This is a genomic window from Cohaesibacter celericrescens (genome assembly GCF_002866925.1).
Taxonomy (GTDB): Bacteria; Pseudomonadota; Alphaproteobacteria; order Rhizobiales; family Cohaesibacteraceae; genus Cohaesibacter; species Cohaesibacter celericrescens.
The window spans coordinates 1-21174 of record NZ_PKUQ01000055.1 but is presented as its reverse complement, the minus strand read 5'-3'; the positions used below and the strand labels follow the sequence as shown (position 1 = coordinate 21174).

The window sequence follows — 21174 nt, the reverse complement described above, 5'->3', positions numbered from 1 at the left end:
GCATGAAGAAGCCTATCCTTTTTATGGTTGCGGCCCTGGCATTGCCTGGGGCTGCTTTCACCGCTCTTGAGCAATGGCCAATTGGCAATGAACCACAGCTGGAGGCGCTTGAAGGTGTGCCCGATCGTGGGGCTTATCTCGCCCGTATGGCCGGATGCATCGCATGCCACACCAATGTGGCTGGTGGCGGCAAACCTCTTGCTGGCGGTTTGGCATTGAAGACTGATTTTGGAACTTTTTATTCCCCTAATCTTACCTCAGACAAAGAGCAAGGCATTGGGGCGTGGAACATTGATGATTTTGTCCAAGCGGTTAGGCAAGGGGTTTCTCCAGAAGGAAAACCCTACTATCCTGCGTTTCCCTACCCCTTTTATGCCAAGCTGAGTGATCAGGATATTGCTGATCTTTGGGCAGCCTTTCAGACGGTGCCTCCGGTTGATGAACCATCAATCCTGCAAGATTTGGGATTTCCTTTCAACATTCGCGCCAGCTTAAAAATATGGCGGGGTTTGTTTCTGGATTCTACCGGCTTCAAGCCGACCGGTGGCAAAAGTGAGATGTGGCAGAGAGGGCAATATATCGTGGAAGGCCCTGCGCATTGCGCGGCATGCCATACACCACGCAATATATTGGGTGCCAGACAAGCCGAGCTTAATCTGCATGGAGCGGACAAGTTACCCGATGGCGGCAAGTCTCCGGACATCACATCAAAGGCTCTAAAGAAACGTGGCTGGGACAAAGACGGCCTAGCCTATGCGTTGCGTACCGGGCTGACACCTGACGGTGATGTGTTTGGCGGCTCAATGGGAGAAGTCGTGAGAGATGGTACCGCATTCTTAACCCAAGAAGACCGCGAAGCCATGGCCATATTTTTGCTTGATCTGGATGAATGATATGAAACTGACCCGACGAAATTTTATCAAACAAGGTATTGGCGCTGCAGCTCTGAGTCTTGTGCCCGCGCCCTATTCCTTTGCTATGGCTCAGGACGGTTTCCTTGAAATTCGAGCCATAAAATCGGAACAGAAAATCTATCCCGGTGACGCACCAGAATCGACCCTCTGGACCTACAATGGCCAAGCGCCAGGACCGGAAATTCGGGTTAAGCAGGGAGAGAGGGTCAAGGTTCGTTTCATCAACGAGCTTGAAGAGCCCTCTTCCATTCATTGGCATGGCATCCGCATCGACAATGCAATGGACGGCGTCTCCGGCCTGACACAGGAAGCGGTCAAACCGGGAGAGCGTTTCGAGTATGAATTTGTGGTCCCAGATGCCGGCACCTATTGGTATCATGCGCACAATAAAAGCTGGAATCAGGTGGCGCGTGGCCTCTATGGTCCTTTGATTGTTGAAGAGCCTTATCCGACCTTCGATGCCGAACACGATCTGACATTGGTGATTGACGATTGGCGCGTCGATCGTAATGGCCAACTGGATGAACAGTCGTTTGGTGCGATGATGGACTGGAGCCACGGTGGCCGCCTTGGGAACTGGTTGACCGTCAATGGCGGTAGTATGCCAGAAATTGTTCTCAAAGCTGGTGAAGCCTACCGCCTGCGGCTGATCAATGTGTGCAATTCTCGCGTTTTGGAAATGGATCTGAACCGGCTTGGCGCAAAGGTCCTTGCTTTTGACGGGCAACCGCTTGGGCAACCCGAGGTGATTGACTATTCGCCCTATTCCTTTGGTCCGGCGCAACGGGTGGATCTTTTGGTCATCCCACAGGAGGGCAAAGGTTTTGCGCTTGAGGAGTTATCCGGCGACACCCCGTTTCCCTATGCCCACTTCAAGGTGACAGGAACAGGTGGCAATAAAACCAGTATACCTAGCCTCAAACCCAATGCGATACCAGCACCGGATTTGGAAAAAGCCAGCCAGCATAGACTTCATATGACGGGTGGTGCGATGGGGCGCATTGGGAAAGTCTTCTACAAAGGCAAAGAGCTGCAGGGTGAAGACTTTCGCAGAACCAAACAGTTTTGGGCCTTCAACTCCGTCGCCAATCTGTCCGAGAGTCCTTTTTTCTCAGCCGAAATTGGTGAGACTGTCATCATTGAATTCATCAATGATACAGCCTTTCCTCACGCGATGCATGTGCATGGGCACCATTTTCAGATTTTGGAGCGAGAAGACAGTGAAATTGACGAAGGCAGGCCTTGGAAAGACACTTTTCTGATTGGCCCCACGCAAACAACCAGGATAGCCTTTGTTGCAGACAACCCTGGTAAATGGTTGCTACACTGTCATATGCTGGAGCATGCCGCCGCAGGCATGACCACCTGGTTCAAAGTGACTTGAGAAGACGAATGATGATCATGCACCGAACAATTCAGCGCTTTGTCGCTGCGATCATGCTGCTTTCTTTTGCAGCAATGTTCGGTGCTGGCTATCTTCCTGTCGCCATGCAAGACCATCAGGGGCATGTGCAGACGGCCAATATGGTCATGCAAGCATCGAGCTCCGAAATTGTGTTGGCCAAAGACGCTCCGCATGATTGTTGCGACAAAGATACGACAGGGTTTGGAACCAAAGAGCTTCGCTGTTCGGTGGACTGCTCTTTTTGTCTGCCATTTATCGCGTCAGCATTTGCTTCTTCGGGCAAAGGATTTGATGAAATCGTGCTCTATGCCATTGAGCCAATTGTTCCAACCGGCTTTCTGCGCCCTCCGATAGCCTGACCCCAATCTGATTGCCACTCATCGGCTCGTCTACAGCGAGCTGACATGTCTTTTGCGCGAGAAATCTCGCTCGAAATACCTCTGCTGTATTGGCACTCAAGGACCTATTTCTCTTTTCAAAACTTGCATCAATTTGTTCGAGCTGGCTGCTGAAAAGCCCAAGCTTGGCAACAGGTATATAAAATGACCGATAAATCCCTTGAACTAACCATTCCTTCGGTGTTGGGGCGTCTTATTCCAAAAACAGGCCATGGATGGATTATGACGGCATGCTGCGCGCTGATGTTCACCGCTGCGGGGTTCGCATTACTAGGTGCTGAAAGCCAGTCTTTATCCAGCATTGTATGGGGTATGGCTCCCATTGGCGGATGTTTGGCCATGCATTCCGTCATGCACAAATTTATGGGCAAATCCTGCCATGAAGATCACAAGGACACCTCTTCCAAGTCGGGAGGTGGACATGAATAGGAGCCTCCTTGTTCTTACAATTTCCGTTGGCGTTTTGGCTTTTCTTTCGGGTGCTTTGTACTTCACCCAGATAAAGGCGGAGGGTGCTCTGCTTAGACCGGGCGATAGCAAGGTCGTGGCATTGGGGCAATCGCTTTATCAGGACAATTGTGCGTCTTGCCATGGAAGCAATTTGGAAGGTCAACCCGATTGGCAAAGCCAAAATGAGCAAGGCAGATTGCCTGCACCTCCTCATGATGAAAATGGTCACACCTGGCATCACACAGATGATCTGCTTTTTGGTTTAACCAAGTTTGGAATCGTCAAAATAGCCAAACTCAAAAACTATGAAACCGACATGCCTGCTTACGAAGGCATCTTGACGGATGATGAAATCATCGCGGTGCTTTCTTTCATAAAAAGTAAATGGCCCAAAGAAATCAGAGACATGCACGACCAGCGCAACCGGATTACTGCGGAAAGGGAGAAACAATGAACAGACGTCAGTTTTTAACAGCAACCGCTGTTGCAGGGGGCGGTCTTTCAGGACTGTATACATTTGGGAATGGCAGTGATTTGAGCGCAGCAACGCTTGCGAACAAACCCAGACTTAAAATGCCTTCGCTACTAGATACGCGTCAAACCAAAACTGCTGAGCTTGTGGCGCAAAAGGGCTCTTCTACATTTATAGGAAATGCTGCGAACCAAACATTTGGTTTCAATCAACCCTATCTGGGGCCTACACTCGTCCTCGAAAATGGGGACTTCAACCCCGTTGTGAAAAATCAGCTTTCGCGCCCCATAAGCGTCCATTGGCATGGGCTTTTGGTGCGGGGAGAGCATGATGGTGGTCCGCATATCCCTGTCATAGAGGGCCAAGAGTGGCGCCCTGAAATGCTTGTTAATCAGGCGCCCGCGACACTTTGGTATCACACCCATATTCATCAACAAACCGCACATGATGTTCACAAGGGATTGGCTGGAATCATTCATCTCACGGATGGACGTGATGATGACAGGAGCTTGCCAAACACCTATGGCGTTGATGACGTAACCCTGGTTCTACAGGATCGCCGTTTCGACGATCGCGGGTTTGTTTCCTACGAGCTTTCTATGCCCGATCTTATGCATGGATTCACTGGCGAAACGATGCTGATCAATGGTCAATATGGGGCCGTTTGCAGCACGCCAAAGGGCATTGCAAGGCTACGTTTAGTCTACGGATCAAATGCAAAAATTTACTCGTTGTTTTTTGAAGATCAGCGTGATTTCCAACTCATTGCGACTGATGCAGGTTTTCTTGATCAGCCTCAGTCCTTGACAAAACTACCTCTCGCTCCGGGAGAACGTGCCGAGATTTTGGTCGACTTTTCTTCGGGACAACCTGCCATGCTGATGAGTGACGGAGATCCAAACCAGGGCCCCGGCGGCATGATGGGCCGGATGCGAGGAATGGTGGATCTCTTTGTCGATCGCAGCATCAGCATACTGCCCTTTGCGGTGGACGAACAACTTCCAACCCGCATTACGTCCTTTCCAGATCAGCTAGAAGGACCCGGCATCTCACTGCGCGAGCAGGACGTCATTCAAACCCGCTCACTATCGTTGGATATGGGCATGATGGGCGGTGGTGGAGGTGGAGGTGGATTTGCCATTAATGGTGAGAGCTTTGACATGCGGCGTATCAACCTTGAGGTGGCTCTTGGCACCACCGAAAAATGGCGGGTGCAAACCACGATGCTTTCCCATCCGTTTCATATCCATGGGGCCATTTTTAAAGTCTTGTCAGAAGAGGGAAACGCCCCCCTCAAACACAACACTGGTTTCAAAGATACCGTTCTGGTGCGCGATCAAACCGAACTGCTTGTCCGGTTTGACCATCCAGCAAGTCAGCAAAACCCATTCATGTATCACTGCCACATCCTTGAACATGAAGACGCAGGAATGATGGGTCAATTCACCGTCTCCTGAGCCAATCAAAACGCAAATCAAGAGGAGTTACAAATGAGCTACACATTCGATAAATTTCTGCCCGATGTCACACCTGAAGAAGCCGAAGTGCGTGTTCGAGACGCTCTGGCGTCTAGAGGATTTGGAGTGCTGACCGAGATTGACGTCAAGGCGACGCTGAAGAAAAAACTGGATGTGGATGTTGATCCATATAAAATTTTGGGAGCGTGTAAACCCGAACTCGCCCACCAAGCGATGACCGTCGAGCCCAAGATTGGCGTCATGCTGCCATGCAACGTCATTTTACGTCAAGTGGATGGCGGAATTGAAGTCAGTGCCGTAGAGCCGCTTGCCTCGATGGGCGCTGTTGACAATCCTCAACTGATGGAAATCGCGTCGCAAGTGCAAGACCTTCTATCCAGCGTGATTGCTGATTTATGAGATTGCCCGTATCTCTTCCTCCGCGTGCGAGCAAGCTTCTGGTCTTATTCCTCGCGGTTATTGCGGCGATCTTCGTTGTGATTGATCCGTGGGGGTGGAACCTCACCGGACTGTTTGAGCAAGAAAGCCTTTTTGTTTTTGTTGATTCATTTGGGCCGTGGGGGCCGGTCATAATCATACTGCTCATGACGGTGGCCGTTGTGTTTAGCCCTCTGCCATCAGCGCCAATCGCCATAGTCGCAGGAGCAGCCTACGGCCACTATGCGGGCACTCTCATCGTCGTCGCAGGGGCAACAGTTGGCGCCGTCATCGCCTTTGCGTCCTCTCGATGGTTGGCACAAAGCATCGTCAAACGTTGGCTGGGGAGATTCTCTACAAAAAGAATGCTGGGTAGTCAGAACATGATGATGCTTACGGTATTTGTGACTCGCATGATCCCGTTTCTATCATTTGATGCCGTAAGTTATGCGGCTGGCCTAACCGCCCTGTCTCTGCCGAGATTTACAATTGCAACCCTGTTCGGTCTCATTCCAATGAGTTTTCTACTTACCCATGCTGGCGAACAGTGGATCTCCTCCGACGGGTTTGGGTTCTTGAATTGGGCTCTCATCGGCGGCCTGGCCGTCGTACCCCCAATCCTGACCTACCTCTGGACCCGAAATTCAATTCTGAAAACCACAGTTTCCAAGGAAATTCAATGAAGAAGAAAAGCTGGACACCCTATATATTGGTCGCAGTTTTAGCTGCAGGCGGTTTCGTCCTCTACAGCAAGAACAATCAGAATTCAGGAGAATCGAACACAAAAACCGTCGAAATCACGGTGCCAAAGCTGTCAGCGGTCGGCGCCGAGGGGCGCGATTTGTTTAACACCAATTGTTCCGCTTGCCACGGCGAAGATGGCAAAGGATCAGAGGTTGGACCGCCTCTTATTCATAATATCTATAATCCAGGTCACCATGCTGATATCAGTTTCTATTTAGCGGTCGCGAATGGCGTCCGGCAACATCATTGGCCATATGGAAACATGCCACCACTCACTGATGTACCGAAGGAACAGGTGAAAAGTATAATTCAGTATGTGAGGGAGACCCAACAGGCAAACGGAATAAATTACAAAAAACACAACATGTGAACCGGAAAGCTCTCTGTTTTCGACAAGTTGCAAAGGCGATCCACCCACTATTGACTCAGTGGGTGGAAGCAATCTTGTAAGTACCCCGTTGTGTCTTGATGAGCTTGTTCTTTTTAACGAGCTTAGCAAGCGAGCGATATACAACTTCATGTGTCAAACCGATGGACGCTGAAAAATCCATAATTGTTCCCTTCAGAAAACCAGAATTCAGCGCCATCCATACGCGTTGCTCAGATGATTTGATCGCCATGACTTCCAACTGCAAGCGATAAGATTGCACCTGTTTTGCCAAAATCATGCAAAAGGATGATGAGAAATCAGAATTGTTTGCCAGTGCGTCAAGTACATGCTGCTTGCTGATCCTTACAACACTGCAATCGTCGACACATACGGCATCACAGTGATAGCGCTCTGAAAAAATCGACGGCTCGGCAAAAAACGATCCAGCCTCGGCGTGATGGACCACCACCTTTTCCCCGGCTTCCGTGAAGCGATACAGCAGGATCTTGCCTGCATCCAACCAGTACATCGCATCTGCAACGTTTCCTTGCCGGAAAACAGTTTGCCCTTTTACATGAAACATGTCCCGAAAGGCCTCAGGTGGAAGAAATTTTAGTATGCAATTTTCCATATGATTATAATCATAAAGAAAGGTGCAAAGCCTGTCTATCTTCGTCATATCAAAAGGAGATACAGAACATGAGACTCTTCACACTGCTAAGCTTTCTGATATTAAGTCCCACTGTTGCGTTTGCCCAGCACGTTCACTCAAACAATGTAGCTGCAACCGAAACCGGACATGCTGCCTTTGCCGCAGTTTCCGAAATCGTACAGCTCCTAGAAAATGATCCTCAGACCGATTGGTCGGAGGTCTCCATCCAAGCACTGCGAGAGCATCTCGTCGACATGGACAGAGTTACGATGTTGTCCAAAACAACAACCACCCAATCCAGCGGATCGCTGGCATTTGATGTTTCGGGTGAAGGAGATACAGTTGCCTCCATTCAGCGCATGACCGCAGCTCATGCCCCTATGCTGGCAGCAGAAACAGGTTGGAATATTACGGCAAATTCAACCCAAAATGGCGCCACTCTACAAATCCGAACAGCGAATAAGGATGAACTCCAGAAGGCAAGAGCCTTGGGATTTTATGGAGTCATGACAATAGGAGCCCATCATCAGGCCCATCATATGTTGATCGCGACCGGCCAGAATCCACACTAGGTTCTGAATTTGTACGTTCAACAGTGTTCCCCATGAGTGGTTAGTCCAACTGATGGTCCAGCAATCAAAGCATGGCCGGCCAATGAAGCTATAGGAAATGTCAATGCGGAGCTAGCAAACAGCAACTCAGTGGTTCACTTTCGTCTGGGTTACTTCGATTGATCTTAAAACAATGTCGCACCTCTGGGCTTGTTTCATTTGATGTCATATTCAGAAGAGAATCTGTATTCTGAACCTGCGCCATAGGACCGTCAAATTGAAAATGGGCTCCAGCGGCCTAGTGCAATGCAAACTTCAATCACGTCAAGCTGCATGCATGACCGACAAGATCGGCCCAATCCAGACCTTGAGTTGACTTCCAATACCGCCATGCAGCATAACAGTTACAGACATTCGCAGCATACAAAAGAGATATGTTTATGGAACGAGAGCCAAACCTGATTGTATCAAGTGCTTCGCAACTAATCGTCGAAGATGGCATTCGTTTCAAGATAGACATCTATAAACTTGAAGGTGGAGACGGCTGGTCACTTGAAGTCGTGACTACCGATGGGACGTCGATAGTTTGGGACGATCTATTTGATGACGATTACGCCGCGTTTGAAGAGGCCGTGACAACCATTCGCAAAGAAGGTGCCGCTGCTTTCGTTAATGGCGGCGAGAATGTGATTCCTTTCAAAAGGTAATCAATGCGAAGACGGCCCATTGCGGGCATTCGTCAGCAATCCAATGCCGCGACGCAACTTCTTCGACGCTGACGTTAGGACAAGATGCAGTATTTTTACTTCTTGGAACACAGGTAGGCAGACCTTCCTGGCATTTTCCCTGCTACTCAATCTTTTTCGCATGTTGCGCCGTACTGTGGCAAGGAAGCATAGCTCTAGTGGTACAGGCAAAAAAACGCTTGTTGAATTTACACCATATTTTCTAAGCATCAAGACGCTCCACAGCACTTGGAACGGTCATCTATCTAGCTATGGTCAGCATTAGGGCAGCATTCAAATTTGCAACAAGCCAGCCCCACTTACAAAACGTATCCCTTTTATTCAAAACACTTTCATTTTATCCGTTCACCACTGTCACAATCGAACAAATGCAGATGATCGGGATCAAAATGTAGATACCGAATTTCTCCGGGCTGCAGCGGCCTGCGAGAGCGCTCGGCAACCATGATCGTCTCACCAGACCCAACCAGACGCAAAGCGACATAGGTCTCAGAGCCAGTCGGCTCCACATTGACCACCTCAGCGGCGACCCCTTGAGCAGCCTTTCCTCCATCAGGCATCCCACTATCAGACAGGCTAATATGCTCAGGCCTTATTCCCAAAATGGCCTTCCCGTGGGCTGCACTGGCAATGTCAACCATACCACCGCCCGCAATCTCTACCCCACCATTTTGGAAGCTGACTTCAACAAAATTCATAGCCGGACTGCCAATAAAACCGGCCACAAAGCGGTTGGCAGGACGATCATACAAATCAAGCGGTGATCCTATTTGCTCCACCCGCCCTGCATTAAGCACCACGATCTTGTCCGCCATCGTCATGGCCTCGATCTGATCATGGGTTACATACAGGATAGTCGCTCCCAGCCGTTGATGCAGGGCCTTAATCTCTGCCCGCATATGCACCCTTAATTTGGCATCAAGATTGGACAAGGGTTCATCAAACAGAAAGACCTTCGGGTCGCGCACAATCGCCCGCCCCATGGCAACACGCTGCCGCTGACCGCCAGACAATTGCCCGGGCTTGCGATCCAGATAAGAATGGAGATCAAGGATGGTTGCGGCATCGCCCACTGCGTTGGTAATCTCAGCCTTCGACTTGCCCGCCAGCTCCAGCGCGAAGCCCATATTCTGGGCCACCGTCATTTGCGGATAAAGTGCATAATTCTGGAACACCATGGCAATGTTCCGATCCTTGGGATGCATATTGTTCACTACCTTGCCTTCGATGGCAATGGTTCCCGCCGAGATCGTCTCTAGTCCTGCCACCATGCGCAGCAAAGTGGATTTGCCGCAGCCGGACGGACCGACCAACACAACAAATTCTCCGTCGGAAATATCGACATGCACATCATGCATGACTTCGACAGACCCAAAAGACTTGCAAACGTCCCTGATAGATACCTGCGCCATATCTCAACCCTTCCTGCGAACACGAATGACCAGACCCTCGCGAGCGGGCAACCGCACACCAAAAGCGGCATCGGGTTTGCCACCATGGACAACATTGGCATGCCGCACCGGCCTCATGATCACGGGCGGGATCACCTCGGCGGGTTCCAATGTCATCGCCCATGGATCAATCACCGAGACCTCATAATCGCTATTGTCTTTGGGAAAACCCGTGGTCCACTGATTGGGTTGATGTTCACCCAGATAGATGAAGCTCGTGCCGGTCTCGATATCGCGTGCGCCGGACACACGATGCCATGGCCATTGCGATTCCGGCCCCAGCGGTTCCAGACCACCCTTGACATCCTGTGCCATAATCTCACGCATAAATTTGATCCGTTGCCAGCTTTCACCGTGCAGCTTACCTCCTTTGGCCCACCAGAGCAGCTCCTCGGGATCATCATAGGTTTCTCCGTGCCCCGCATAACCGCCACGCAGGACGGTGATCCAAAAACGATGCACCAATTCACGGGCAGAAATATTGCCCCACGACAAAAAGATATCGCCTTCATATTCCAGCTCGTCATTCACCACCGGCTTGCCATAAGCGTTGCGCCATTCCTGCGTGCGCTTCACATCCGGATGCTGAATGCAGACGTGGGTGACCCAGACTTTGCGATGGTCGAAATTCATCGATGCGTCGCCATTATGGATCGAGCGTAAATGTCCAGCCTGATCATGCTCTTCAAGAATATGAAAAAACTCATCCCACAGCGAGACCGGTTTAACATCAAGCAGGAAGTCATATTCATTGGCAAGGGACCACCAGACATTGCGATAGGCACCAAGTCGGGCCGCCAAATAAGCCACATAGCGTCGATCGGCCTCGGCACCCATGGTGCAATAGCCCCAGCGGTCATAGGGGTGGAATAGAATGAGATCAGCCTCAATGCCCAACTCGCCCAATTGCTCAATCTGTTGTTCCAAATGCTGGAAGTATTTGAAATTGGGCCGGTCGAAGTTTACCCCCCCCTCCCCGTCCGGCTCGAAGACCGGCATGAGAGGTTCATTTTGATTGTAGGGATATTCCTTGGGAAACACCGCCATGCGCAGCTTGTTGAAGCCGGTTTTAGCCAGTGTTTTCAGGGTCTCGTCTTGTTTCGCACGCGGTTGATGCTGCCAGACATAACAAGTCGTGCCAAAAGGCGCATAGGCTGTGCCATCGTCATAGGCAAAATGGAACCGGTTGCGAACCCTCACCGGACCATGCACCCCCTTACGTGGCGCTGTTGCCACCAGCTGGCCAGATTGTCCGTCCAGCATTTTATCATTGGCAGTGGTGACATAACTCCATTCGCCTTCAATCGGAGGCATGAAACGAATGCGGTATTGACCATCACCGTCATAAAAACCTGGCACGAAAATCTCGCGGTTGCCCTGCCGGAAGATTGCCGAAAGTTCCACATTGAGATAAGGATTGCCATTGTCGGACCCGGTCAAACACAATTCGAAACGATCATAAACGGGTGTATTTGCAGTTTGCAGCGTCATATTTATTCCTTCACCGCGCCAGCGGTAAGGCCTGACACGAAGTAACGTTGAAAGATGAGATAGACAATGGCGGCAGGCAGAACGGTCATCACGATGGCGGCATTGAGCTGGCCATAGTCTGATTGGAACTGGCTCTGGAACGACATCAGCCCCAGCGGTAATGTCCATCGATCTGGGTCCTGCAAAATGACCAGCGCCATGGCAAATTCATTCCATGTCGCCACAAAATCAAGGATTAGCAGGGCGGACAGCACCGGCAGAGAGATAGGCAGAAAAATCCGCCTGAAGGTGACAAAATGGGATGCGCCGTCAATAAAGGCAGCCTCGGACAGCTCGCGCGGCACCGCTTTAAAAAATCCATACAGAATGAACACCTGATAGGGCACACCAAAGGCAAGATAGGGTAGAAAAATCCCAAGATAGCTGTTGATCAGCCCGAAGCTGTTCACCTGTTTGAAAATCGGAGCCAGCATGACCTGAAACGGGATCATTGTGCCAAAAATGACCAGCACCAGCAAAAAGCGCGCCGCCCGCATTTTCACCCGGGCCAAAGCATAGGCAGCCATGGCCGAAAGCAGCAGACCGAGAGGCACCTTGATAAAGGTGATGAAGACCGAATTAAGCACCGTCGTGGAGAAATTCCCCCGCGCCCACGCTTTGGAATAATTGGACCATTCAGGATCCACAGGAACGGCAAACGGGCTGCCACCCATCACGGTCGCATTAGATTTCAACGAGGTAAAAACAATAAAAACGAAAGGTGCGAGCCAGATAATGCAGATCAGGATGAGACCAATCCAGAGCACGACCAACAACGGGTCTGTGCGGGCCGAACCGACAGGACGAAAGAAATTCTCAAACATATCAGTCCTCCGTTTTCCTTAATTGCCAGACCAGATAGGGAATGACGATAATAAGAGTGAGCACCAATAGAATGACTGAGATTGCACTGCCCCGCCCGAACGATCCCAGCTGCATGGCTTGCGTGTAAGCCCACATCGCCAGCATCTGGGTTGACTGGGCAGGTCCCCCGCCCGTCATGCCGTAAACAATATCAAATGCCTTGAGGGAGTTGATGGTCGATAGCACCAGCACAATTGCAATGGTGGGCTTGAGAGCCGGTAATGTGACATGGCGAAAAGTCTTGTAACGACCGGCCCCATCAATCCGCACCGCCTCGATCAGGGTCTGGGAGACATTCTGCAATCCTGCCAGAAACAGCACCATAGAGAAGCCGGCGGTTTGCCAGAAATAGGCGATAAAAATGGACCACAACGCCACATCCCTGTCTCCCAACCAATCCTGAATCAATCCGGTCAAACCAGCAGAGGTCAACATTGTATTGAACAGACCGAAAAAGGGGTCATACATCCAGCGCCAGATGGTCGCCACGGCAATGGGCGCTATGATGACCGGCAAATAGATAGCCACACGCAACGGGCTGCGCGCGGGTAAATTCTGATTGAGCGCGAGCGCAAGGCCAAAGGCAAATATATTGGGAATTGTCACCGCAAAAACGGTCCAGAACACGGTATTTGTCACCGCCTGCCAAAAGACTGGATCCTTGGTCATCACATCATGATAGTTTTTCCAACCAACCCAGATTTTGTCATCGACCAATCCGTTCCACTGGGAAAAGGACAGCGTGAAGACATCGATCATCGGATAGAAGGCAAACAACAAATAGATAGCAACAGCAGGAGCGAGTAGCAGATACCCTTCGCTGCTTGGCTTGAATGACAAGGTTAGTCGAGCCATATCGATTTCCCGGAAAAAAATGGCAGCGAGGCTTGGCCCGCTGCCTTGGCAGATGATTATCCGCGGTTGTCAATGAAGGTCTGCATGGCTTTTGCAGCCTCAGGAGCATCCAAATGCCCTGATGCCACTTCATTGATGAGACGGAAATACTCCGTCGTCACATCAAGCGGAAAGGCCTGGTCGCCATTGACGAAAGTCTCGCCATATGCACCAAAAATACTGCTCCACTTTTTGTCGATCACATTCTGGTTCGCATATGTCACATGCTGGTTGACCGAGCTTGAGCTGAAGCTGCTGTAATATTTCTGCTGGACTTCGTCCGAGCTGAAATAATTCAAAAAAGCCGCGGCGGTATCAGGCACTTCTGATCTGCTGGAGACATAGAGATTTTCCGCAAATCCATACAGACGGTCATAGCCAGTTGGAAAAGCAAAAAGCCCGAAGTCATCCACCCGTCCAGCTTCCTCGATTTGATCGACCAGCCAATCACCTTCCAGCATCATCGCAGCCCTGTTCGCATTGAACAGATTGAAAGACTGCGACTGATCAATGCCCATGAAAGGCGACAAGATATAGTTTTGTGACCAGTCAGCCAGGTCTGCAAAGGACGCTGTAGCACAGGCTTCGCTCGCCCAATCGGCTTTCATGCCTTTGAGGGCATCATGTTTTTCCGGACCACATTGGGCTTCCAGAATGACATCCATTAAGCGCATCACATGCCAATTGACCGTACCGCCGAAGGTGATGGCCGGAATGCCGGCATCTTTAAGCTTTTTCGCTACGGCTTTGAGATCTTCATAGGTTGCAGGCAATGCTTCAATACCGGCCTTCTCGAACAAAGCTTTGTTGTAATACAGAGCTTCGCCATGGAACGTGAAAGGCACGCCGTGCCGTCCGCCTGCATATTGTTTGGTGAATCCCAGTGACGAACTGATGAAGCGATCATCCCAGCCATATTTTGCATAGGCATCATCCAGTGGTTTGGAGAGGCCTGCATTAACGAACTCTCCACCAAGACCAAGACCAGCCCACATGAAGAAGATATCGGGGCCTTTGTCGGATGCAGCGGAAACGCGCAAGGCAGCTTTGTGTTCATCGGTACCGCGCATCTCGTGTTTAACCGTGACATCGAGATGCTTGAGCTCAAATCCCTTGATGATTTCCTTCCACGCTGTGCGGGCGGTTTCCGCATCGTGGGTCAAAGTCCACAATTTCAACTCTTCTGACAGTGCGGGCACAGTCAAAATCGAGAGCGCAAGAACAGAGCTGCTCAGTCCTTTAAGTAGCATAATAATCCTCCATTAATATGTCCTCCATCACAAGGCTACGCCCAATATATCAATTCTGTCAATATTTATTCTAATTTTGGAATAAATAAATCTTGGCACTTGATCAAACAGCAAAATTCGACCATGTTCCGTGCATGGCAAATGTTTCTGGAACAATAGATATCGATGATCCTGGCGCGCTTCTGCGAGCCCTGCTGCTGCAACAGGAAGCGAATTCGGCCACCTCTCTGGTGGCTGGACATTTGGTATGCAATGGAGCCTCGACCAGCACAGAAATCGTGACGGCAACCCGCCTTTCACGCGCCAGCGTGTCTCTTGCTCTAATTGATTTGCGTTCGCATGGTATCGTGATTGAGACCAATGCTTCGGTTCAGGACGGAGCCAGCCGAGGACGTGGACGTCCACAGATGAAGCAGTCAATCGCAGCCAATATCGGCTTTGCCGCAGGGGTCTTGCTTGGCTTGCGGGAAATCCGCATCCTCTTCTCCGATGCCGCCCACAACAAGATAGCAGACGTCTCCTTGCCCATTGCTATCGACTACAGCCCACAAGACGCATTGACGCTACTGCATAAAAAACTGAAGGACCTAACAAAGGCTTCCGGTACCTTGATCGAAGAAATGCTCGGAATCGGTATTGCAGTAGCCGCCCCGGTTTCACCACAAGGACAAATCGCCGCCAGTTCCATCATGCCAAGCTGGGATGGGGTGGATCTATCCAAGGAATTTGCCAGCAGCTTCCCCTGCCCGGTTTATGCGGACAATGAATCCAACTGCGCGGCTCAAAGCAAAATGTTATGGGGCGCAGCGCGTGGCTTCAGGGACTTTGTTTATGTCACTTTTGACTATGGCATCGGCGGTGCAATTGTTTATGACGGTCGCGTCAGGCGCGGCATTGACGGTTATGCCGCCGAAATCGGCCATATTCCGGTAGAGCATCCCGGCGCGCTGTGTCGCTGTGGCAAATATGGCTGCCTAGAAACACTGGCATCCGTCGACACGGTGTTGCAAAAACTGAGCGACAAGAAGCATTACCCAATCAGCCTGGAAACCCTGCGCGAATTGGTGGAAAGCAGGGATAAGGGCGCGCTGGCCGTCGTGCGCGAAGCAGGCGAACGCTGCGGTCAGGCGCTGGCCATGATTTCGTCCATTCTGTCTCCCAGCCATTATTTCCTCGACGGCATTATGACCGGACTTGGATCGCCATTTCTTGATCCCTTGCGCACAACCTTTCTGTCCCACACCCGCGGCCACCCCCCCGAAATCATCGAAGCGACAGAATCCTTTGATGATACCGTACGTGGTGCCATCGGGTTGGTTTTTCGCCAACAAGGACTGTTGAAAACGGTGGGGTCCAAGGACGCCTAATCTGGATGCGATGGGAATGCGCCCTGGGTTGCACTCATTTTGCCTTTCCTTTTGGAGCCGTCGCAAAGTCTTGATTTAAACCGTTCGATTTAAGGCAATTTGCTGCAAAATTGCTCCAATTCATAACGTACCGCATCAGATTTCTCCACTGATTGTCAAGAAACCGTGGTATTTTTGCAAACCAATTATGGCATATGATTTCTCTTGCTCGCAGCAAAGCGGGTTCTGTCCGTCATCAAAGATATTGGAACCAAGGTGGCTTGAAAAGAAGAGAAGCTTTGCCTCAGCTGGCTGTTTATATTACGCCGCTGCTTTGCGGTGAAGCAAGCGGAGCGTTTCGAGTGTTTTCTGTTTGATACTTTCTCGCTGCCTCAGAATTTCTTTGTCCCAGCCAAAATAAACGTCGGCCAGCGTAACATCATTGAGACTCTCATGGTACCGATGATGATCGACCTCTCCTCTTCCAAACACTAAAGCCAGCTCTGTGAGATAGGCACTGTGAATGCCCGCTTTGCTGAAGATTGCTTAAGCCAGTGTTGCAGTGCGGCAAGTCGGCTACCCGCCCTCTATCGCCGTTGGCGCCAGATAGGTCTGAGCTGCATGTGAGGGTCCGCTGTGCCAAATATATGCAATAGCGGTGTTGCTCCGCCGCAAGTCCGGTTTCCGCCCTCTATCGCCGTTGGCGCCAGATCAGCCTGAGCTGCACGTGAGGGTCCGCTGTGCCAAATATATGCAATAGCGGTGTTGCAGCGCGGCAAGTCCTTATGACCGACCGAAGCGGAAGATCCAAACCCAAATGTTTATAGTGCTGGTCTAGGCACACGGTCCGGGGTAGCGAACAGACCGTAACAAGTGCCATTACAAACCTTGTTTGAAACCCATCATAATCTCATAGAGACCGAGCATCTCACGAACGCGTTTCAAAGTTCGGCTCAAACTTTTTGCCATCCTTTGTGCAGTTACCGTAGCGAGATTTTTGTTGAGGCCACAGTTCCCTTCACGATGCTCGTTAAACAATAAGCTCCCGGCTTTGGAGGGCGCACTTGGAAGCTTAACGGTCTGGACTTTGTCCAGCTGCGTTAAGCATCCTCCACCTGAACGGTGGGTAGCGCGCCTTCAGCAGGATTAGGCGGAACCGATCCACGAGCATTCCAAATGTATTGGAGACTGCTCGTGGCCATTTCCACCTACGCAATAACTGCGAATTTTGGGTCTGTTTCGACGGACCCAAAAGCGCGTTCTTGCGTTTGCGTTGATGACGGCATCGGCAAATTATTGGCCAATCTCCACTATATTTGCCGCAGACCAGCCATCAACAGCAAGCAAGGCGGTGCTTTGCTATTTCGAAACAACGCTGCCACCACCGTTGTTGCCGAAACCCCATGCGAACGCAGAAAGTTCTTTTCGATGTGCCGTGGTTTTTTGGAAAACCGCGCCAAAAAGCATACGAAAAAAACTGGCGTCCGACTTGGCGATAAGGCCGTCATCAGCCTGTCAATCGATGCAACTCCACAACAGCAAGGTGAAATGGCCATGCGCATCATCGAGCACTTTGCCGGTGATAGCGAGGCCATGGTCGTTGCTGCCATCCATACTGATAGGCCACACAATCCGCATCTGCACCTTTGGATGGTGGATGGGCTTGAGACGCCAAGCTCAGCAAGAGAAAGATCTGAAAAAAGAATGTCTGTTGATCAACCAGACCCGCATACCAAGAAAACCAGGCGGGCACGGCGACGGGATTATATCCGCCTTGGCGAACTTCACTCTCGCGAGAATGCCCGCCTGAAGGTTGCAGAGATTATCAACAAGATTGCCGATCACGATGGATTGCGGCACGCTGAAACGCGCTCCCTTAAAGAGCTAGGCCTTGCTCAAAAGCCACAAGTGCATGAAGGGCCGCAAGCGACACAAAAGGCACAGCGAAAGGATGGCGAGAACGCGCATATTGACAATTTGACACCCAAAACCAGACAAGCCGTCAGAGAAAACATACTGACTATTCTTGAAAACCATCATCTGTCTCACTCCATGAGTGAGCCCATTGATCCAGCTATTTATCCTGACCGACTTCGCCCCTACAGCGATGCCTTTGTTAAAGAAACCAATGATGGTCAACAAATGATCCAACTAGAAAGTGTAGCGTCAGAGAACAAATCGGACGACCCAGTATTTGATGAAGACTCTGAGGTAGATTTTGATAGTCTCTTCGGTTGGGAGCCCTTGTCCGATGTTGCCCCCAACCTTGGCACTCAGGTGTCGGAAAATCTATCACCAGTTAAGACAGCAGATACATGTGATAACGACGATAAACCTGTCATTCAATTCGGTTTTAATGAACACTCAATCATCGGTGCAGAGAACAGTGAAAAGGCAGCACCTCCTGATAAAATATCGACAGCACAAGCACAAAATAGCAACGCTACAAAAACTAACACCGAAATAATCCCAGAAACACCACCTGAAACACATTCAACGCAGATCTCAGTGAAGCCCGAAGCCGACAGGTCGTTCGTCGATTTTGAAAACGATAAGATCTCGGGTCAACAGGTGGTGGTTGATCCCATTGGGACAAAGCAAGCTCCTCCCTCAATTTTGTTTTCGCCCCGTTCTTCTATGGCTGACAGAACGTCGAGAATATTTAGCTCATCGATTTCTGCACTTCAGCATGGCATCACAAAATACGGGAATAAAAATACACTTGAGGATGTTGCAGACAGTATTGCGCACAATCTCTCAAATGCAGTCGACAGCCTACAGCCAATTGGAGACATCATAGGTCGATCAGCCAAGGTTCTGTTGCAAAAATCCACGGATGAGATTTTTGTCCCCCTGGAGAAGATGATAAAGGCCAAGATTGCAAATGAACGCCAGAAACGATTTAAAAAATCTCAATCATCAAATCCATTTGCCCCACCGGCGCCTTCAAACACGGCTGACGCAGATAATCGCGCTGATCGCAAAATCAAGCCTCAACCGGTCGATAACATGACAGAATTTCCACCCAGCACACCGGAATTGAGTGCTCAAGAAATGGCCGCCATAAATGTAATACTTGGACAAGGTGATCAAAGTAATGGAAGAATTTACAAGAAAGTAGCAGCAAAACAATGTGATCCTGATTGGGATGCACCATTGAATTTAGAAACTGATGATCCAATCCAAGAGAAGCCTTTATCATCCAGCCCGCCAACCGTTCACAAACGGATTGAAAACACGAATGACACGGCTCGAACTGCTGTGCCAAAGTCTGCAGAGCCATTGAAAGAAATTGCTCCCAAAGCAAAGACCGCGAATGAAGCTATTCCTTTGGTGAAGGCTCCGCAAAAGACTACCCAAGCCGCACATCATCAGAGCCAACCATATAGCCCCGATCAACGCACTCCCGTTTTGCGGTCCCAAAATGATGATGAAACGATCAAGAAACTTGTGCGACGCAAGAAGCTACGCCAATCCTCAAACCCTCTCCATAATGTCCAAGCAGATTATGAACGCATTATTGAATATAATCGTCAAATTTCCACACTCAAAAATGAACTTAGCGAGGCTTTCCCCGATCGAGATGGACCCCCAGAAAGCGAACGAATGAGAAATGTAATTCAGTTCTATGAGGCTCGAATTGAGAGCCGCCGGGAAACAATAAGTTTACTTAAAGCCAAGTTTCCTGAATTGGACAAATACAATGCTTCTGACCCACTGCCAACTTGGGAAAAGATCCAAAACGATGTCGATGCGCGCTTGCAACAAAAAAAGCGGTCCCAACGTATAAAGCAAAGATCCCGCGATGATGACCTATCGCGCTGAGTTTCTTTGAGCCCCTAAAGACAGGTGGATGGGTTGCTGGCTTTTGAGCCGCTCTTGGTGAGGCCAAAGCACTCACAACTCTAAAAGCCAAGGAGTTTATTGATGACAACTCTGGCCACCAAACACGAACGAACCAAAGAACACCCAGCACGCCTCAAAGCCATGACGTCAATGTCTCAGTTCAAGCGTCCTTGTTGAACGATAAAGAATTTGATCTGAGAGCCGGTGGTACACCCGTCATCGGACCGTTACCGGGTCCAGAGCGTGACCGGTTCAACGACATCCGCGCACCCTACCCGTCTCAAGTCTATTTTCTCTGACACTGCCCTCTGAAGGCATCAAGATCCAAAACAGGTAATGAGCATTAGGGAGACCAATCTGCTTTCATGTGGCGATCTGGGTGACGCCACATTCAACCAACTTGGTCTGACAGACAGACCGGAGGAATGGATAGGCGGAACAGCAAACAGACAGGACACTCCATGACCGATGCTTCAAATCCGCAATTCACCCTTGGTGATATCGTTCAGTTGAACGGGAACGGGGAAATTGAAATTCCCGAACAATATCGCGAACCATGCATATATCTGGTACTCAACACCTATAAAGTCGAGGATCTGGAATATGCAATCCTTGCACCCGGCTGGCTTTCTGCACCTGTCCTGCCATGTCCAAAGGGCTTTCTTGTCGCAGACGATGCAGTCATGAAAAGCCTGAAACAGGCACCCTGCCTGAAAATTGAATGCGGCGACATTATTATTGTCGGGACGGATCATATCGCGTTCCCTTGTGACGCAAATGGCAAACCCACCCACGTCGGCCTGAATGAATATCAGATAAAACAGCTCAACAACGTTGAACCTCTGCCAAACATGTTAGTCGATCTATCGCACGACGAAGAGCTCTATCAGTTGCTGAAGGCCACAAATACATCACGGCGGACCTGACAATCAGGTCAATCCGATCACCACAATTCTGGCGGTGGTAACCATATCACGCTGACGGTCCCGCTGAGGCCATTCAGGTTGCCTTCAAGGCCGTTGTTGCATTCCGGTTTCCCGCAACCCTTCCTCTTTGACAATCTTCCAACGCGCACCATGCGCAAGTCGAGCAATCAGGTTGCACGCGGCAGCTTTAATGTCGCCGCGTTCAATCCGATTTCCGTTTCAAATGAAGGAGAAGGCAGGCGTCAGACTGTTATCTCACCCAAATGAGTAAGGAGTATTTATACGCATGCTTGATATTGCCAATGATCTTATTTCCAAACCAACCAATGACTGGCGTGTAAATTTAAACTGGGGCGATGTCGTCAGCTTTTGCTTTCCAATGGCCAGCAAGGGGGGCAAACGGCCTCCTAGAGCGCAACCGTGTGCCATTCTTAATATGAGCGCCATAGCTGGCGAGCGCTTCACCACGC

At 50.2% G+C, this 21174-nt stretch carries 22 protein-coding genes and 1 pseudogene; 16 read left to right on the top strand and 7 right to left on the bottom strand.

Annotated features, from left to right (window positions below):
• The first annotated feature begins 2 nt into the window (after positions 1–2).
• The 9 genes from C0081_RS21125 (at position 3) to C0081_RS21085 (ending at position 6648) form a co-directional block, all read left to right on the top strand.
• Positions 3–893: a cytochrome c gene (locus tag C0081_RS21125; RefSeq protein WP_101535726.1), complete on the top strand. Its 891-nt coding sequence runs from the start codon at positions 3–5 to the stop codon at positions 891–893.
• Between the two features lies 1 nt (position 894).
• Positions 895–2298, top strand: coding sequence for a multicopper oxidase family protein (locus tag C0081_RS21120; RefSeq protein ID WP_101535725.1), 1404 nt, complete (start codon positions 895–897; stop codon positions 2296–2298).
• Between the two features lie 8 nt (positions 2299–2306).
• Positions 2307–2678, top strand: a complete 372-nt coding sequence (locus C0081_RS21115; RefSeq protein WP_101535724.1) for a hypothetical protein — start codon at positions 2307–2309, stop codon at positions 2676–2678.
• 183 nt (positions 2679–2861) lie between these two features.
• Complete coding sequence (locus C0081_RS21110; protein ID WP_101535723.1) at positions 2862–3146, top strand: hypothetical protein; 285 nt, start codon at positions 2862–2864, stop codon at positions 3144–3146.
• Entirely contained in the window at positions 3097–3621 is a 525-nt protein-coding gene (locus tag C0081_RS23755) for a c-type cytochrome (protein ID WP_342587679.1), read from the top strand. The genes C0081_RS21110 and C0081_RS23755 overlap by 50 nt, the downstream gene beginning before the upstream one ends.
• On the top strand, positions 3618–5096 hold the full coding sequence (locus C0081_RS21100; RefSeq protein ID WP_101535721.1) for a multicopper oxidase domain-containing protein: 1479 nt from the start codon (positions 3618–3620) through the stop codon (positions 5094–5096). Before C0081_RS23755 ends, C0081_RS21100 begins: the two co-directional genes overlap by 4 nt.
• Before the next feature lie 33 nt (positions 5097–5129).
• Positions 5130–5516, top strand: coding sequence for a DUF302 domain-containing protein (locus tag C0081_RS21095; RefSeq protein ID WP_101535720.1), 387 nt, complete (start codon positions 5130–5132; stop codon positions 5514–5516).
• A complete protein-coding gene (locus C0081_RS21090) occupies positions 5513–6217 on the top strand; it encodes a TVP38/TMEM64 family protein (protein ID WP_101535719.1) in 705 nt (234 codons plus the stop codon). Before C0081_RS21095 ends, C0081_RS21090 begins: the two co-directional genes overlap by 4 nt.
• A complete protein-coding gene (locus tag C0081_RS21085; protein ID WP_101535718.1) occupies positions 6214–6648 on the top strand; it encodes a c-type cytochrome in 435 nt (144 codons plus the stop codon). The genes C0081_RS21090 and C0081_RS21085 overlap by 4 nt, the downstream gene beginning before the upstream one ends.
• 55 nt (positions 6649–6703) lie before the next feature.
• Here the strand turns inward: C0081_RS21085 and C0081_RS21080 are convergent, their stop codons facing one another.
• Entirely contained in the window at positions 6704–7231 is a 528-nt protein-coding gene (locus C0081_RS21080) for a Crp/Fnr family transcriptional regulator (protein WP_180966995.1), read from the bottom strand.
• A gap of 116 nt (positions 7232–7347) precedes the next feature.
• Here C0081_RS21080 and C0081_RS21075 point away from each other — a divergent pair, with 116 nt between their 5' ends.
• Entirely contained in the window at positions 7348–7872 is a 525-nt protein-coding gene (locus C0081_RS21075) for a hypothetical protein (protein WP_101535716.1), read from the top strand.
• A gap of 419 nt (positions 7873–8291) precedes the next feature.
• On the top strand, positions 8292–8558 hold the full coding sequence (locus C0081_RS21070; RefSeq protein ID WP_180966753.1) for a hypothetical protein: 267 nt from the start codon (positions 8292–8294) through the stop codon (positions 8556–8558).
• 371 nt (positions 8559–8929) lie between these two features.
• Here the strand turns inward: C0081_RS21070 and C0081_RS21065 are convergent, their stop codons facing one another.
• Genes C0081_RS21065 through C0081_RS21045 form a run of 5 tightly spaced genes read right to left on the bottom strand, consistent with a single transcriptional unit; the run spans position 8930 to position 14586 of the window.
• A complete protein-coding gene (locus C0081_RS21065) occupies positions 8930–10009 on the bottom strand; it encodes an ABC transporter ATP-binding protein (protein WP_101535715.1) in 1080 nt (359 codons plus the stop codon).
• A 3-nt stretch (positions 10010–10012) separates the two neighbouring features.
• Positions 10013–11533 carry a DUF5060 domain-containing protein gene (locus tag C0081_RS21060; RefSeq protein WP_425349513.1) on the bottom strand — a complete coding sequence of 507 codons (1521 nt, stop codon included), beginning with the start codon at positions 11531–11533 and terminating at the stop codon, positions 10013–10015.
• 8 nt (positions 11534–11541) lie between these two features.
• Complete coding sequence (locus C0081_RS21055; RefSeq protein WP_101535713.1) at positions 11542–12402, bottom strand: carbohydrate ABC transporter permease; 861 nt, start codon at positions 12400–12402, stop codon at positions 11542–11544.
• Between the two features lies 1 nt (position 12403).
• The gene (locus C0081_RS21050) at positions 12404–13297 is read right to left on the bottom strand and encodes a carbohydrate ABC transporter permease (protein WP_101535712.1); all 894 of its coding nucleotides are present in this window, start codon (positions 13295–13297) and stop codon (positions 12404–12406) included.
• Between the two features lie 56 nt (positions 13298–13353).
• Positions 13354–14586: an ABC transporter substrate-binding protein gene (locus C0081_RS21045; protein WP_101535711.1), complete on the bottom strand. Its 1233-nt coding sequence runs from the start codon at positions 14584–14586 to the stop codon at positions 13354–13356.
• 134 nt (positions 14587–14720) lie between these two features.
• Between C0081_RS21045 and C0081_RS21040 the strand changes: the two genes are divergently transcribed.
• The gene (locus tag C0081_RS21040; protein ID WP_101535710.1) at positions 14721–15953 is read left to right on the top strand and encodes an ROK family protein; all 1233 of its coding nucleotides are present in this window, start codon (positions 14721–14723) and stop codon (positions 15951–15953) included.
• Between the two features lie 300 nt (positions 15954–16253).
• On the opposite strand, the pseudogene C0081_RS23610 reads toward C0081_RS21040, so the two are convergent.
• Positions 16254–16403: pseudogene (locus C0081_RS23610) on the bottom strand (IS3 family transposase); the annotation flags it as partial.
• A gap of 723 nt (positions 16404–17126) precedes the next feature.
• Between C0081_RS23610 and C0081_RS21035 the strand changes: the two are divergent.
• The 4 genes from C0081_RS21035 to C0081_RS23430 form a co-directional block, all read left to right on the top strand.
• On the top strand, positions 17127–19757 hold the full coding sequence (locus C0081_RS21035; protein WP_180966994.1) for a MobA/MobL family protein: 2631 nt from the start codon (positions 17127–17129) through the stop codon (positions 19755–19757).
• A gap of 194 nt (positions 19758–19951) precedes the next feature.
• Entirely contained in the window at positions 19952–20077 is a 126-nt protein-coding gene (locus C0081_RS23750; RefSeq protein WP_280952902.1) for a hypothetical protein, read from the top strand.
• A 162-nt stretch (positions 20078–20239) separates the two neighbouring features.
• On the top strand, positions 20240–20704 hold the full coding sequence (locus C0081_RS21030) for a hypothetical protein (protein WP_101535708.1): 465 nt from the start codon (positions 20240–20242) through the stop codon (positions 20702–20704).
• Positions 20705–20990: 286 nt separating this feature from the next.
• The coding region (locus C0081_RS23430; RefSeq protein WP_210200584.1) for a hypothetical protein at positions 20991–21174 on the top strand (184 nt) is incomplete at its 3' end.

Coding starts and splice junctions, on each gene's coding strand:
- C0081_RS21125 (WP_101535726.1), top strand. CDS start 3: ATGAAGAAGCCTATCCTTTTTATGGTTGCGGCCCTGGCATTGCCTGGG.
- C0081_RS21120 (WP_101535725.1), top strand. CDS start 895: ATGAAACTGACCCGACGAAATTTTATCAAACAAGGTATTGGCGCTGCA.
- C0081_RS21115 (WP_101535724.1), top strand. CDS start 2,307: ATGATGATCATGCACCGAACAATTCAGCGCTTTGTCGCTGCGATCATG.
- C0081_RS21110 (WP_101535723.1), top strand. CDS start 2,862: ATGACCGATAAATCCCTTGAACTAACCATTCCTTCGGTGTTGGGGCGT.
- C0081_RS23755 (WP_342587679.1), top strand. CDS start 3,097: ATGAAGATCACAAGGACACCTCTTCCAAGTCGGGAGGTGGACATGAAT.
- C0081_RS21100 (WP_101535721.1), top strand. CDS start 3,618: ATGAACAGACGTCAGTTTTTAACAGCAACCGCTGTTGCAGGGGGCGGT.
- C0081_RS21095 (WP_101535720.1), top strand. CDS start 5,130: ATGAGCTACACATTCGATAAATTTCTGCCCGATGTCACACCTGAAGAA.
- C0081_RS21090 (WP_101535719.1), top strand. CDS start 5,513: ATGAGATTGCCCGTATCTCTTCCTCCGCGTGCGAGCAAGCTTCTGGTC.
- C0081_RS21085 (WP_101535718.1), top strand. CDS start 6,214: ATGAAGAAGAAAAGCTGGACACCCTATATATTGGTCGCAGTTTTAGCT.
- C0081_RS21080 (WP_180966995.1), bottom strand. CDS start 7,231: ATGTTTCATGTAAAAGGGCAAACTGTTTTCCGGCAAGGAAACGTTGCA.
- C0081_RS21075 (WP_101535716.1), top strand. CDS start 7,348: ATGAGACTCTTCACACTGCTAAGCTTTCTGATATTAAGTCCCACTGTT.
- C0081_RS21070 (WP_180966753.1), top strand. CDS start 8,292: ATGGAACGAGAGCCAAACCTGATTGTATCAAGTGCTTCGCAACTAATC.
- C0081_RS21065 (WP_101535715.1), bottom strand. CDS start 10,009: ATGGCGCAGGTATCTATCAGGGACGTTTGCAAGTCTTTTGGGTCTGTC.
- C0081_RS21055 (WP_101535713.1), bottom strand. CDS start 12,402: ATGTTTGAGAATTTCTTTCGTCCTGTCGGTTCGGCCCGCACAGACCCG.
- C0081_RS21050 (WP_101535712.1), bottom strand. CDS start 13,297: ATGGCTCGACTAACCTTGTCATTCAAGCCAAGCAGCGAAGGGTATCTG.
- C0081_RS21045 (WP_101535711.1), bottom strand. CDS start 14,586: ATGCTACTTAAAGGACTGAGCAGCTCTGTTCTTGCGCTCTCGATTTTG.
- C0081_RS21040 (WP_101535710.1), top strand. CDS start 14,721: ATGGCAAATGTTTCTGGAACAATAGATATCGATGATCCTGGCGCGCTT.
- C0081_RS21030 (WP_101535708.1), top strand. CDS start 20,240: ATGACCGATGCTTCAAATCCGCAATTCACCCTTGGTGATATCGTTCAG.